The organism is Leptolyngbya sp. UWPOB_LEPTO1 (genome assembly GCF_017302695.1).
Lineage (GTDB): Bacteria > Cyanobacteriota > Cyanobacteriia > Leptolyngbyales > Leptolyngbyaceae > Leptolyngbya > Leptolyngbya boryana.
Genome location: NZ_JAFLCJ010000004.1, coordinates 376,891 through 390,099, shown reverse-complemented (window position 1 = coordinate 390,099; position 13,209 = coordinate 376,891). Strand labels below are relative to the sequence as shown.

Annotated in this window: 11 protein-coding genes; 6 read left to right on the top strand and 5 right to left on the bottom strand. The window is 48.1% G+C overall.

Annotated features, from left to right (window positions below; all coding sequences use genetic code 11):
- Nucleotides 1-156 precede the first annotated feature (156 nt).
- From ccmN to J0L70_RS09340, 5 genes are all read right to left on the bottom strand, one after another.
- Nucleotides 157-837, bottom strand: coding sequence for a beta-carboxysome scaffolding protein CcmN (ccmN, locus tag J0L70_RS09360; protein ID WP_287454179.1), 681 nt, complete (start codon nucleotides 835-837; stop codon nucleotides 157-159).
- A gap of 8 nt (nucleotides 838-845) precedes the next feature.
- Nucleotides 846-2,870, bottom strand: a complete 2,025-nt coding sequence (ccmM, locus tag J0L70_RS09355; protein WP_287454177.1) for a beta-carboxysome scaffolding protein CcmM — start codon at nucleotides 2,868-2,870, stop codon at nucleotides 846-848.
- A 59-nt stretch (nucleotides 2,871-2,929) separates the two neighbouring features.
- The gene (ccmL, locus tag J0L70_RS09350; protein ID WP_017290238.1) at nucleotides 2,930-3,229 is read right to left on the bottom strand and encodes a beta-carboxysome shell vertex protein CcmL; all 300 of its coding nucleotides are present in this window, start codon (nucleotides 3,227-3,229) and stop codon (nucleotides 2,930-2,932) included.
- Nucleotides 3,230-3,235: 6 nt separating this feature from the next.
- Nucleotides 3,236-3,577 carry a carbon dioxide-concentrating mechanism protein CcmK gene (locus tag J0L70_RS09345; RefSeq protein ID WP_017290237.1) on the bottom strand — a complete coding sequence of 114 codons (342 nt, stop codon included), beginning with the start codon at nucleotides 3,575-3,577 and terminating at the stop codon, nucleotides 3,236-3,238.
- Nucleotides 3,578-3,640: 63 nt separating this feature from the next.
- Nucleotides 3,641-3,949, bottom strand: coding sequence for a carbon dioxide-concentrating mechanism protein CcmK (locus J0L70_RS09340; protein WP_017290236.1), 309 nt, complete (start codon nucleotides 3,947-3,949; stop codon nucleotides 3,641-3,643).
- A 471-nt stretch (nucleotides 3,950-4,420) separates the two neighbouring features.
- Between J0L70_RS09340 and J0L70_RS09335 the strand changes: the two genes are divergently transcribed.
- The 6 genes from J0L70_RS09335 (at nucleotide 4,421) to J0L70_RS09310 (ending at nucleotide 13,202) form a co-directional block, all read left to right on the top strand.
- Entirely contained in the window at nucleotides 4,421-6,256 is a 1,836-nt protein-coding gene (locus J0L70_RS09335; protein ID WP_017290234.1) for an NAD(P)H-quinone oxidoreductase subunit F, read from the top strand.
- Between the two features lie 23 nt (nucleotides 6,257-6,279).
- Entirely contained in the window at nucleotides 6,280-7,794 is a 1,515-nt protein-coding gene (locus J0L70_RS09330; protein ID WP_017290233.1) for an NADH-quinone oxidoreductase subunit M, read from the top strand.
- A 9-nt stretch (nucleotides 7,795-7,803) separates the two neighbouring features.
- Nucleotides 7,804-8,940, top strand: coding sequence for a CO2 hydration protein (locus J0L70_RS09325; protein ID WP_287454173.1), 1,137 nt, complete (start codon nucleotides 7,804-7,806; stop codon nucleotides 8,938-8,940).
- Nucleotides 8,933-9,382, top strand: a complete 450-nt coding sequence (locus J0L70_RS09320) for a hypothetical protein (RefSeq protein WP_017290231.1) — start codon at nucleotides 8,933-8,935, stop codon at nucleotides 9,380-9,382. Before J0L70_RS09325 ends, J0L70_RS09320 begins: the two co-directional genes overlap by 8 nt.
- Before the next feature lie 353 nt (nucleotides 9,383-9,735).
- Nucleotides 9,736-11,634 (top strand): NAD(P)H-quinone oxidoreductase subunit F, encoded by a 1,899-nt coding sequence (locus tag J0L70_RS09315; RefSeq protein ID WP_017290230.1) that lies wholly within the window; start codon nucleotides 9,736-9,738, stop codon nucleotides 11,632-11,634.
- A gap of 47 nt (nucleotides 11,635-11,681) precedes the next feature.
- Complete coding sequence (locus tag J0L70_RS09310; protein WP_017290229.1) at nucleotides 11,682-13,202, top strand: NADH-quinone oxidoreductase subunit M; 1,521 nt, start codon at nucleotides 11,682-11,684, stop codon at nucleotides 13,200-13,202.
- Nucleotides 13,203-13,209 lie beyond the last annotated feature (7 nt).

Here is a 13,209-nt window from a genome sequence, read left to right as displayed (position 1 = left end):
TGATGTCGTGTGAACCGCAGTTCGGACAGGTTAGTAAGGGCTTGATCATCAAGAGTCAGCTCAAGTCAATCTCCTTTTCTATTATCGCTTCCTCTCTTTTCTACGTCCTTCCCTATAAAGCACTACCCGAATTACCTTCAAAGCATTCTCTCTTAATCAAGGCGAGTTGCCATTGTTATTCGGTAACTGTTGTTGATTCGGAAACATTTTCCCCAACAATCGATTTACATACGCCTGCCCATACACCTGCCCATTTTGCGGACTAGGCGACTCAATCTCATCCGACTCTTGTGGTTCTGGTGTCGGCTTTGATCCATTCATCTCAGCATCCGGTTTAGCTCCGTTCGTCTCAGCCGTTTCTACTGCTGGTGCTGAACCATTATTATCTTGTGGAGCCTCTTCCGCACTGTTCTGTTCAGGTGGCGGTGGACAAAATCCAGGCTCAAATACTTCTTTTTCTGTTGACGCTACTTCTTCGACATTCGCCTGCTGAACCATCAAAGACCCTGGAGGCACGATCGACAAACTCTCAATCGATCGATTCATCACCGTCGTCCCCGATCCGACACAAGCGCGATCGCCAACAATCAAACTGCCAACCAGCAACACGCCAGCCCCAACAATTACCCCTTCACCGACTTCGATCGCTCCATCATGAGCATGAATCACCGAGCCAAGCCCAACACAAACGCTGGCACGAATCACAATTTGACAACCCGGATCAGCTTGCAGCAAAACCCCAGGTGCGATCGCTGCCCCTGCATGGATCGTGACATCACCACTCACATAATAGTGGGTCGTACTCACGGGCAATAGTTGTAGGGGCGGCGATTGCATTGGAGTTACTACTTACCTGGCTGTTGAATCACTAACTCAGCCACACGTCGCTTTGCTTTCGGATCAATTCCGATTAAACGAACATACAGACCAGAATAGTTCGCGATCGCAGCTTCAACCTCTAAGATTGCCTCAGCATCGCGGCTCGTCTGAATCGAAGTCGCAGTCTGCCAAGAACTGGTCTTGTAGCGTCGCTGATCCGCGAACTCTACCCCAATCTTGTAGCCTTGACGCACGAACTGACGGATCTGATCCACAGTATCCGAACTTAGACGACCGTTACCATTGCTAGAGGGTGTATAAAGCGGAGGCTCAGACTTGTAGCTTGACGGTGCATTGTACATTGGAGGTTCAGAAGCAGCAGAACCGCTGTAGCCATTGCCGTTAGAAGCATGAGCTTTTCCCGGACGGTGAATCACGACTTCAGCAACACGCTTTTTCTGTCTCGGATCAACGCCAACTAAACGAACATAGTCATGGCTGTGTTCGTGTAAGAATGCGTTGAGAGAAGCCAAGGCTTGCGAAGCAGAACCCGCCTGAATCGGAGGTGCACTGTTCCAAGAGCCATATTTAAAGCGTCGCTCATCCGCAAATTCCAAACCGATCACTGCACCTTGAGCTAGCAGTTGATTGATTTGATCAGCAACGTCGCCCGAAGTCGAACCGCCGCTACCACCTGAAGGCGCAGAAGCCGGAGCCGCAACATGCGAAGTCGGTTGAGCGACAGGCTTACCATCCGGACGTTGAATGATGGTTTCCAACATCCGACGCTTATTCTGAGTATCAATCCCGATTAAGCGAACATATTCACCGCTATGCTCTGCCAAACAGCGCTGCAGTTCACTGACCACCGCAGATTCTTGCGTAGACTGAATCGGCGCGCAGCTCTTCCAAGAGCTAGTTTGGAACTGCCGCTTATCAGCATGTTCGGTTCCGATGCGTCCGCCTCTCGACAAGATTTGGCGGATTTGAGCCAAAACTGCCGAATCTAAACCGCCTGCACTATAGCCATTGCCGTTAGAAGCAGGCTGACTGCTGTAAGACGAATTGCTATAAGACGGAGCTGCCGCATAGCCTGAGCCGCCACCCAACGATACAGGCTTGTCTCCTGGACGCTGAATAATTGCCTCTAAAACTCGTCGCTTATTCTTCGTATCAATTCCGATCAAGCGAACATACTCGCCACTGTGTTCTGCAAGGCAGGCTTGTAATGCTGCCAAAACACCGGACTCGTTTGTTGCTTGAATCGGCGCACAACTTTTCCAAGAACTGGTCTGGAACTGCCGCTTATCTGCATGTTCTGACCCGATCCGATATCCTTGCGCCAGCAATTGCCGAACGTGGTTAATAACTTCGCCGCTCATAGTTGACCCATTTTCTGTAGCGCTACTGCTAGCTTTAACATCTGCTGTGGACTGATTCGCGGCATCCCGACTCGGAACAGCCGCATTTCTCGCACTGGGAACATTCAATGCCGAATTCACACCGACCATATAAGTCGCAAAGGCGCGATCGCGCTCACTCGCTTCTGGTAATCGATCGGCTTGCTGCTGGGTGGTAATCACTGCACCTGACGGTACAAGCTTCCCAGCCGGAATTTCGACATCTTGAATCAGTGCGTGCATCATCACAATGCAACCCTCTCCGATTCGGGCGTTAAACACCGTCGATCGAAATCCAATAAAACAACCGTCACCCACATAGGCAGGTCCGTGAATCAGTGCCATGTGGGTGATCGAAGTATTGTTTCCAATCCAGACCGAATAGGAATTTCCGTCGTCCCCAACGACTCTCCCCTGCTCTAATCCATGAATCACAACTCCGTCTTGCACTTTGGAATTTTGTCCAATGAAAAACGGATTCCCTTCATCTGCCCGAATTGATGTCCCCGGCGCAATCAACACATTCGCTCCGATCCGCACATCGCCGATCAGATTTGAGAATGAGTGAACTTGCGCTGACTCATCAATTTTCGGTTCAGCTAGGGTTTGCGACCACGGGGTAGGCGGAGCCGCATAGCTACGGACTGCCATATCTTTTCTCCTAACAAAACCGCACATTCAGCAAGCTAAATCTGTGCAGGGAGAAGCTTCTAGTATTGAGTTCCTTTGTTGTACAGCGGGCGATTATCCACGCTCACTGTATCAATAATGGCGATCACAGCCGCATCGACGGGACGGTTCTCGCTACCGGGAACCTGTCTCGCCGCACTGCCACGACTCACTAAAACCCATTCATCGACCCCTGCGCCAACGTTGTCCGCAGCCACTTCGTAGACTGAAAGTGGCTGCCCTTCCTCATCTAGGAATTCCACCAGAAGAAACTTTACCCCTCTCAGGCTCGGCTCCTTCTGAGTGCTAACAACGGTTCCCCGAACTTTCGCAATTTGCATCAGGGATTATGGACGGTTCAACGGACGGATGCCGCTCACGCTTTCACGGAACGGTTCAACTGCCTCGGTGTAACGGATCGGCAGCACGTATTCGAGGTTTTCGTGCGGGCGCGCGATGATGTGAGTTGACAGAACTTGTCCGCCGTTAACGCGCTTCACATTTTCAATTCCAGCCGCGACTGAAGCTTGCACTTCGGAAACGTCGCCTCGCACGATCACAGTTACGCGACCGCTACCGATCTTTTCGTATCCAACCAAGGTGACACGAGCTGCTTTGACCATTGCGTCTGCGGCTTCCACAACTGCGGGAAACCCTAACGTTTCGATCATGCCAACTGCAATAGCCATTGTAATTCTCCCTTCCAATCAAAAAACGATGTCAATTCAAACCAGACAAACTTGCGTCAAACGCTAACTTCGGAATTGTTCAACCGCTTCGGTATATCGAATCGGCAACACATATTCTAAGTTCTCATGTGGACGCGCGATGATGTGACTTGAAGCAGTTTCGCCTCCGTTGACGCGCTTGATTGATTCCAATCCCGCTGCCAAAGAAGCTTGTACTTCAGAAACATCGCCCCGAACGATAACAGTCACGCGACCGCTACCAATCTTTTCATAGCCAACCAGGGTGACACGAGCGGCTTTCACCATCGCGTCTGCGGCTTCCACCACAGCCGGGAAGCCCCGCGTCTCAATCATTCCCACAGCGATCGGCATTTTCGATTCTCCAAAAGTTAGGTGGAACTAATTCATCATCTTAAACTGAAAGAAGCGACGGGGATCGCCCATCATCCTTAGCCTTTTTGAATCTTCCACAGTGCCATACTTAAAAGAATAGAGTCGAGCCTGACCCTTGGCAATATAAAGTCCAATGATAGTTGCAAATTTCTGACATAAGTTGGGCTGATGTAGAAACGGCATCTCAGTTCGTCAACTTTTAACCATAGAACGATTTCTAGGCAATGTATAAAATATTAATAAATTATAAAATAAATCTATATAAGTCCAAGTGAATCACAATGATTGGTTCTGTCTATCGATCGCATTTTACTTTTCCACAGTCGAGACGCTAAGCTGAATCTCAAGCATTTTTAAAGCGTTCTATTTGAAGACAACCTTTTGAGGCTCCCCAGGTTTGAGCGGTCGGGGGGCATTTTTATCAAACTTAACGATTGTGAGCGGAGAAAGATGCAGCAGTTCCTAATTGAAACAAGCTGGTGGGTTCCGTGTTATGGGTTACTGGGTGCAATCCTAACCCTACCTTGGTCGGTGGGATTGATTCAGTCTTCCGGTCAGCGTCCAGCGGCGTATCTCAATATATTGACGACGGTGCTGGCGTTTGTGCATGGATTGGCACTATTTAGTGCGGTCTGGGGACAGGAACCCCAGTATTTTGATATTCATTGGTTGAAGGCGGCAGATTTGGATCTGACGTTTTCGCTGGAACTTTCTCCAATCAGCGTTGGGGCGATGGGGGTCATTACAGGGTTGAGTTTGCTGGCTCAATTCTTTGCGATCGGCTACATGGAGAAAGACTGGGCATTGGGTCGGTTTTTCGGGCTGATGGGCTTTTTTGAAGCCGCAATGAGCGGGCTAGTGATCAGTAATTCACTATTTCTGACCTACGCGCTGTTGGAAATGCTGACGCTCTCAACTTATTTATTAGTTGGGTTCTGGTATGCACAGCCTTTGGTCGTGACGGCGGCACGAGATGCGTTTCTAACAAAACGAGTTGGGGATGTATTGCTTCTGATGGGTGTCGTTGCCCTGTCAGCATTCTCTGGTAGCTTGAATTTTCCAGATTTATATGAGTGGGCGGAACATGCGGAGTTGTCCCCTACTGTTTCGGCTTTGCTCGGATTGGCTTTGATTTCAGGCCCGATTGGGAAATGTGCTCAGTTTCCGCTGCACCTCTGGCTTGATGAAGCAATGGAAGGACCGAATCCAGCTTCGATTTTGAGAAATTCGGTCGTTGTGGGGTGTGGAGCTTATGTCTTGATTAAGCTGCAACCGATTATTAGTTTGTCTCCGGTCGCTTCGACTGCTTTAGTGGCGCTTGGGACAGTAACGGCGATCGGAACTTCATTAGTTTCTCTTGCTCAGATTGATATCAAACGAGCGTTATCCCATTCGACGAGTGCTTATTTAGGATTAGTCTTTATTGCGGTTGGAATTGGTTGGACAGATTTCGCGTTGATTTTGCTGTTTGCTCATGCGATCGCGAAAGCGCTTTTATTTATGAGTACTGGCTCGATTATTCTGACGACCAGTGGTCAAGACATTACAGAAATGGGCGGATTGTGGTCGAGAATGCCTGCAACGACGACCGCATTTTTGACCGGAGCCGCAGGATTAGTTGGCTTGCTGCCACTGGGCGGATTTTGGGCATTGCAGCGAGGCTTAGATGATTTTTGGTATGGCGAGCCTTGGTTGATTGTTGTGATCTTAGCGGTGAATGCTTTGACGGCGCTGAGTTTGACGAGAGTGTATCGCTTAGTGTTTATGGGCAATCCACAGCCAAAAACGCGACGTGCGCCAGAAGTTCCTTGGACAATGGCAGTGCCGATGATTTCGCTGAGTGTGGTGACCTTACTCGTTCCGGTCATCTTGAATTCGTTGCAGCTTTTGCCCAGTTGGGAGTTTATGAATTGGTCAGCCGCGGGGTTGTTGCTGATGTCAGGGATTACAGGCTGTGCGTTGGGAGCCTCACTGAAGCTCAACTATGCTTGGACTCGCCCGATTCAGGCTCCACTGCGGTTTGTGCAAGATTTCTTAGCGTATGACTTTTATATTGATCGGCTGTATCGGTTCAGTGTTGTGCTGTTAGTCAGTTCGATTTCGCAATTTAGTGCATGGTTCGATCGCTATATTGTCGATGGTGTGGTGAATTTAGTTGGGCTTGCTTCTATTTTGAGTGGTGAGACGCTGAAATATAGTGCTTCTGGGCGCTCTCAAGCTTATATGTTGACGATCGCGTTGGTCGTTGGCTTGCTGGGAGCTTTGCTCACTTGGTCGATGTGGTAACTTTCTAAACTTCGGAATCGCTTATGTTAAGTGCATTGATTTGGATTCCCATACTGGGTGCGATCGTGGTTGGACTGTTGCCAGGATCGATCTCAGATTTGGTGGTGAGAAGAAGCGCGATCGCGGTGATCAGTCTCACGCTTATTGTTTCGCTCGTGGTGGCGACCCAGTTTGATGTGATTAATATCGGACTGCAATTTAGTGAAAATATTCCCTGGTTAGAACCTTTGGGGTTGACTTACCGCCTAGGGCTAGATGGATTGTCGCTGCCGTTGATTGTGCTGAATAGCTTTTTGACGCTGATTGCACTGTTTTCAACGGATTTGAAGGTTCAGCGATCGCGCTTATACTATGCGCTCGTGCTTGTGATTAATGCGGCAGTTGCAGGAGCATTTCTCTCTCATAATCTGCTGCTGTTTTTCTTGTTCTACGAGATGGAACTGATTCCGCTCTATCTGCTGATTGCGATTTGGGGCGGAGCGAGACGGGGATATGCTTCGACCAAGTTTTTGATCTACACCGCAGTTTCAGGAATTTTGATTCTGATGGCGTTTTTAGGTCTGACTTGGTTAAGTGGAGCTAGTTCGTTTGAATATAATCCAACCCTCTCTCAGACGTTGCCGTTAGCCACTCAGATCATTTTGCTCGGTGCAATTCTGATCGGATTTGGCATCAAGATTCCTCTGTTTCCGCTGCATACTTGGTTGCCGGATGCTCACGTCGAAGCTTCGACTCCGATTTCAGTTTTACTGGCTGGGGTGTTGTTGAAGCTCGGAACTTATGGATTGCTGCGGTTTGGATTGCAGCTATTTCCGCAAGCTTGGGCAACTTTGGCTCCGGGTCTAGCGATTTGGGCAGTGGTAAGCGTGCTATTTGGAGCATTCACTGCGATCGCTCAAACCGATATGAAAAAGATGGTGGCTTACAGTTCTGTCGGGCATATGGGATTCATCTTGCTGGCAGCAGCAGCAGCAACACCGTTGAGTATGTTGGGCGCAGTTTTCCAGATGATCAGTCATGGATTGATTTCGGCACTGCTCTTTGCATTAGTAGGTGTGGTGTATACCAAGACCGGGACTCGCGATATTACCGTTCTCAAAGGATTACTTGCTCCTGAAAAAGGCTTGCCGATTATTGGAAGTTTGATGATTGTGGGCGTGATGGCGAGTGCTGGAATTCCTGGAATGGTCGGATTTATCTCTGAGTTTTTAATTTTTAGAGGGAGCTTTAATGCATTTCCACTGCAAACGTTGCTCAGCATGATTGGGACAGGCTTAACTGCGGTTTATTTTTTGCTGTTGGTGAATCGGACGTTCTTTGGACGCTTGCCCGATCAGTTTGCAAATTTGCCTCCGGTACAGTGGTCTGAGCGTGCGCCTTCGTTTGTGTTAGCCGCATTGATTGTGGTGTTTGGATTGCAGCCGAGTTGGATGATTCGGTGGACAGAAAGTACGACGACCGCCATGTTGCAAGAATATTCGACGATCGCGAAAACCCATTCCTCGATCGAACCAGTTTCAAGTTTACCGATGGAGTAGAGAGAAGTTATGGTTGCTGCCCCGATCAAATCCACGCATCCCTTGGCTGACATCATTGAGCGCCTCGAATCTGGTGGCGCATTGTTGCCAGAGTCGCCTCAGAATTTAGTTGAAGTTGTGGGTGTCCTGAAAAGCTATGGCGTTGTCTTAGGCGCTTACTCGAAAAATCTCAACTTTATTGCTGAGAAGCAATTTTTAGTCTTATTTCCGTTCTTCAAGTACTTTGATGGCGAGATTACAACTCAAAAGCTTTTCAAGCATTGGTGGCACGATCGCATTAATTACGAGTTCTCTGAGTACTGTATGAAAGCCATGATGTGGCACGGGGGAGGTGGATTAGATGCTTACCTCGATAGCGCTGAATTCATTGAGCTAGCAAAAAAAGCGATCGCAGCCAAAACCAAAAAGAATCTCTTTATTCAAGCTGTATCAAAAGTCTTTCCAGACTTTTTGCTAGAGCAAGTTCGCTTATCTTGCTACTACAGCGGGATTGGACAATTCTGGACGGTCATGAGTGAGATGTTCTTGGAATTGAGCGATCGCTATGATCGTGGCGAAATCAAAACGATTCAGGATGTCGTCAATCATGTCAAAGCAGGCTTAGTCAACAATGCGAGCTTGCCGATTACGCTGAGTGTTGAAATTGAGGGTCAGACTTACGACCTCATGCCAAAATCTGCGGGGCTGACTTTCTTGATGGATACGGCTGTCCCGTATGTTGAGGCAGTTTTCTTTAAGTCTTTTCCGTTTATGGGAACGGTTTCTTACAATGCTCAGGCGCGCCAAATTCCGCTAGAGCAAGAGCGATTCTCTTACGGGGCGCTTTATGCTGATCCGTTACCGATCGGGGGTGGCGGAATTCCGCCCACCTTGCTGATGCAAGATATGACGCATTACTTGCCAGAATATCTGCATGAGATTTATCGGCACTCGGTCAGAGGCGAAACGGATCTGAGAGTTCAAATTTGTTACAGCTTCCAGAAATCAATGTTCTGTGTGACGACCGCCGCAATTTTGGGCTTGGCTCCGCATCCAATTGAGACTCAAGATCCGAAAGAACAAGAAATCAATCGCAGGTATCTAGAAGGTTGGATGGATAAATTGTTAGAGTCGAGGCTACTCACTTTCCAGTCTTGTGATGTTTGAACAAATTGATGGAACTGTGCAAGCAGGGTACGGGGTCGCATCAGGTAAAGCTGAACATAGCCCCTACCCGAAAGGCACGATCGAGATGCAGACTCCGATTTTTAAGGCACGTGGACTTGATTTGACCGCGTGCTTTCCGGGCACGTTGAACATTGATATCAGTCCGAAACGATTTGAAATTCTTGCTGCTCCCTATGTCTTTAGAGATGTTGAGTGGGCAGAAGGATTTGCTCCAGAGAATTTTTCGTTTGTCCCCTGTCAGATTATCTATCAGCATCAAAGCTTTGAGAGTTTCGTTTACTATCCGCATCCTGAAACGAAGATTGGACATTTTCAGAATCCCTCGATCGTAGAAGTGATTGCTCCTTTCATTTCAGGGTTAAAGTATGGCGATCGCGTGATCTTCAGAGCGGATTCTAATCAGATTAAGATATTTGACTGATAGATTTTTCTCAATAAAATTTGATCAAAAAAACATTTATTGAGCTACAAGCTATTTTCTGGATTAACCATAGAAATCTATCAATCTCGGAAATCAGTATCGACAATAATTGATTCGGTGAATTGAAACCATAATCTAAATACTATATGTATTGCAGCCATTGAATTTCAGCGGTCGATCTCTCGCGATAGCAAGGTTTCTTTCAATGTTTAGGTGTGGTAAATATTAAGGGAACACAAATCATTAAGGGAATCTAAACCTTAATTCTGCAGCGCGATCGCGTAGAGTTCGGCGCAATTTTTTCTATCTCAAATTTCTGACTGGTTCAGCTTGCTATCTAGAGGTGAATTTCGATGGCTCACCCTTTGCTCCAGAGCATTTGGTTAATCCCTTGTTATGCTCTTTTGGGCGCGATTTTGTCCGCCCTTTGGTTTCCGGGTATCACACGGCGGACAGGTCCTCGTCCTTCCGGTTACCTTAACGGTCTGATGTCTTTTGCTTCCTTCTTGCACGCTGCTTTTGCACTGCCTGCAACTTGGAACCAACCTCCCCAGGAAATTCTGATTCCTTGGCTCGATGTCGCAGGATTAAATCTGACGATTCCGATCGAAATTTCGACTCTTAGCGTTGGTGCGATCGTCCTCGTAACCGGGATTAACCTGCTGGCACAAACTTATGCGTTTGGCTACATGGAGATGGATTGGGGATGGGCGCGATTCTTCTCGCTGCTTGCCTTCTTTGAAGCGGGAATGACTGCTTTAGTGCTCTGCAATTCTTTGTTCTTCTCCTACTTTATTCTGGAAATTCTGACCCTCGCGACTTATCTGCTGGTCGGAGTCTGGTTTAACCAATCGCTCGTCGTCACGGGTGCGAGAGATGCATTCTTAACGAAGCGGTTGGGCGACTTGTTCTTGTTGATGGGTGTGGTCGCACTCTTACCCCTAGCAGGAACATGGGATTTTAATGAACTGGCAGAATGGGCAAAAACGGCTCAGGTTGATCCGAAAGTGATTACTTTGGTTGGATTAGCGCTAATTGCAGGTCCAATGGGTAAATGCGCGCAGTTCCCTCTGCACTTATGGCTCGATGAGGCGATGGAAGGACCAGTTCCCGCTTCAATTCTGCGGAACTCGGTCGTGGTTGCAACCGGAGCTTGGGTGCTGTTTAAGTTAGAACCCGTTTTGGCGTTGTCTCCGACGGTGTTAGGCGTGACGATCTTTATTGGTGCAGTCAGTGCGATCGGGGGTTCGTTGATCGCGATCGCGCAAATTGATATCAAACGGACGCAATCTTATCTCGTGACGGCATACATGGGCTTGGTGTTCATTGCTGTGGGAACGCAGCAACCGGATGCTGCTTTGCTGTTGGTCTTGTCTCACGCTTTGGCATCAGCGCTGTTGATCATGGGCAGTGGTGCAGTCGTTTGGAATAGCATCACGCAAGATGTCACGCAGTTGGGTGGATTGTGGTCGCGTCGTCCGGTTTCTGGATTGAGCTTTTTAATTGGATTAGCGGGCTTAGTTGCATTTCCTCCGTTGGGCGGTTTCTGGGCATTGCTCAAAATCACGACCGGAATCTGGGAAACGCAGCCTTGGCTTGTGGGTGTGGTTCTATTAGTGAATGCTTTTGCCGCATTTGGTGTGACGCGAGTCTTTTGTCTCGTGTTTAAAGGCGAGTCGAAACAGATGGCTCAGCGATCGCCAGAAATTCACTACTGGATGGCACTGCCGATGATCGTGTTGATGGGCTTTATCCTGCATCTGCCGTTGATTATGCAAGCCTTGAATCTGTTGCCAAGTTGGGCTGAAGTGAATACAGATTTGGCATTGCTGCTGATTTGGTCAACGGTGACAGGAATTGCCGCAAGCGCGATCGTCTATCTCAACAAGAACATTGCGAAACCTGTGGTTCTGCCTTGGAAAGGAGTGCAAGATTTGTTGGCGTATGACTTCTACACGCCAAATCTGTATCGCAGCACCGTTGTTTTCCTCGTTGCGCTCGTTTCTCAAATTACCTCTTGGTTTGATAAATATCTCGTCGATGGTGGATTGAACTTATTTGGCGTACTGACGCTGATTAGTGGACGCAATCTGCGGTATAGCAACTCTGGGCAATCGCAATTCTATATGTTGACCATTCTGTTTGGAATTGCATTGATCAGCGTGTTGTTGAGCTTGCCCTTTCTGTCGCAGGTTTCGATTTCGCTATTCCCTCAAAGTGCGACTGACATTGTGATGAATGTTCAGCGTTAAGAAGCCTCTAAATTCCCTCTAGAACCGATCTGCGAAAGGAAAACATTATGATGCTGAGTCCTTTGATTTGGCTACCGCTCATTGGGGCGTTAGTCATTGGGTTAGTCCCAAATTTGTCTGAAAAACAAGCTCGAACCAGTGCGATCGCAGTCTCTAGCGCAATTTTGCTTTGGACGATTGTGCTAATGTTCAATTTCAATCTCAGCGTTCCTGGATTCCAAATGCAGGAATATCACGCTTGGATTCCAACGTTGGGAATTAGCTACAGTTTGGCAGTGGATGGGTTGTCTCTTCCTCTCTTGGCATTAGGCAGCTTGATTACGGCACTTGTGGCATTTAGTGGCACGTTCGGATTGAAAACTGGGGAAGTTCTACAACGTCCTCGCTTGTTTTATTCGATGCTCCTGATTGTGAATGCGGGTGTTGCAGGGGCATTCCTAGCTCAGAATCTGCTGCTGTTCTTCTTGTTCTACGAATTGGAATTAGTGCCTTTCTACTTGCTGATTCTGATTTGGGGTGGACAGAAGCGCGAATATGCGGCAATGAAGTTTCTGATTTACACCGCAATGTCTGGAATGCTGATTTTGGCAGGATTCCTGGGCGTGACTTGGTTAAGTCATGCACCTAGCTTTGATTATGCAGATATCAATGTTGCTGCTTTGCCACAAAACGCGCAGTTAATTCTGTTGACCCTATTGCTGGTTGGATTTGGAATCAAAACGCCTCTCGTGCCTCTGCACACTTGGCTACCAGATACGTATGTCGAAGCTTCGACTCCCGTTGCAATTTTGCTAGGTGGAATTTTGGCGAAGCTTGGAACTTACGGTTTAGTTCGATTCTGCTTGGGCTTATTTCCAGACTCGTGGCAGCTTGTCAGTCCTGGATTAGCGATTATTGCAGCCGTTTCGATTCTATATGGTGCTTTGTCTGCACTCGCGCAGCATGATATTAAGCGAATGGTCGCATTTAGCTCGATCGCGCATATGGGCTATGTGTTGCTCGGTGCTGCTGCTTTGACTCCGCTCGCAATGGTGGGCGCAGTGTCGCAGATGGTGGCTCACGGGTTAATCTTGGCGCTCTTGTTCTATCTGGTTGGATTAGTTGAGGCGAAGACTGGAACGCGCGATCGCGATATTCTCAACGGGCTGCTGAATCCGATTCGGGGGCTGCCGCTGACGAGTGCTTTGTTGATTCTGGCTGCAATGGCGAGTGCTGGGATTCCAGGATTAGCAGGCTTTGTTGCTGAGTTCTTGGTGTTCCAAGGTAGTTTTGCTCGGTTCCCGTGGCAAACCTTGATCGCGATTCTGGGGACAGGACTGACTGCGGTTTACTTTGTGATTCTGCTGAATCGGACTTGTTTTGGAAAGTTAGACAACAAGACGGCTTACTTCCCGAAGGTGCGATTTGTCGAGTATGTTCCGGCTTTAGCTTTGACTGCATTGATCTTTTGGCTTGGAATTCAGCCAACTTGGTTAGTGTGCTGGAGTGAGCAGACGACCAAGGCTCTCGTCACGGCTGCTTTACCTCAAGCCGAGCAAGTTGCTTTTAATTCTGCTGATCGTTCCTAGTACGGTC

Coding starts and splice junctions, on each gene's coding strand:
- ccmM (WP_287454177.1), bottom strand. CDS start 2,870: ATGGCAGTCCGTAGCTATGCGGCTCCGCCTACCCCGTGGTCGCAAACC.
- J0L70_RS09340 (WP_017290236.1), bottom strand. CDS start 3,949: ATGCCGATCGCTGTGGGAATGATTGAGACGCGGGGCTTCCCGGCTGTG.
- J0L70_RS09310 (WP_017290229.1), top strand. CDS start 11,682: ATGATGCTGAGTCCTTTGATTTGGCTACCGCTCATTGGGGCGTTAGTC.
- J0L70_RS09320 (WP_017290231.1), top strand. CDS start 8,933: ATGTTTGAACAAATTGATGGAACTGTGCAAGCAGGGTACGGGGTCGCA.
- J0L70_RS09315 (WP_017290230.1), top strand. CDS start 9,736: ATGGCTCACCCTTTGCTCCAGAGCATTTGGTTAATCCCTTGTTATGCT.
- J0L70_RS09335 (WP_017290234.1), top strand. CDS start 4,421: ATGCAGCAGTTCCTAATTGAAACAAGCTGGTGGGTTCCGTGTTATGGG.
- ccmN (WP_287454179.1), bottom strand. CDS start 837: ATGCAATCGCCGCCCCTACAACTATTGCCCGTGAGTACGACCCACTAT.
- J0L70_RS09325 (WP_287454173.1), top strand. CDS start 7,804: ATGGTTGCTGCCCCGATCAAATCCACGCATCCCTTGGCTGACATCATT.
- ccmL (WP_017290238.1), bottom strand. CDS start 3,229: ATGCAAATTGCGAAAGTTCGGGGAACCGTTGTTAGCACTCAGAAGGAG.
- J0L70_RS09330 (WP_017290233.1), top strand. CDS start 6,280: ATGTTAAGTGCATTGATTTGGATTCCCATACTGGGTGCGATCGTGGTT.
- J0L70_RS09345 (WP_017290237.1), bottom strand. CDS start 3,577: ATGGCTATTGCAGTTGGCATGATCGAAACGTTAGGGTTTCCCGCAGTT.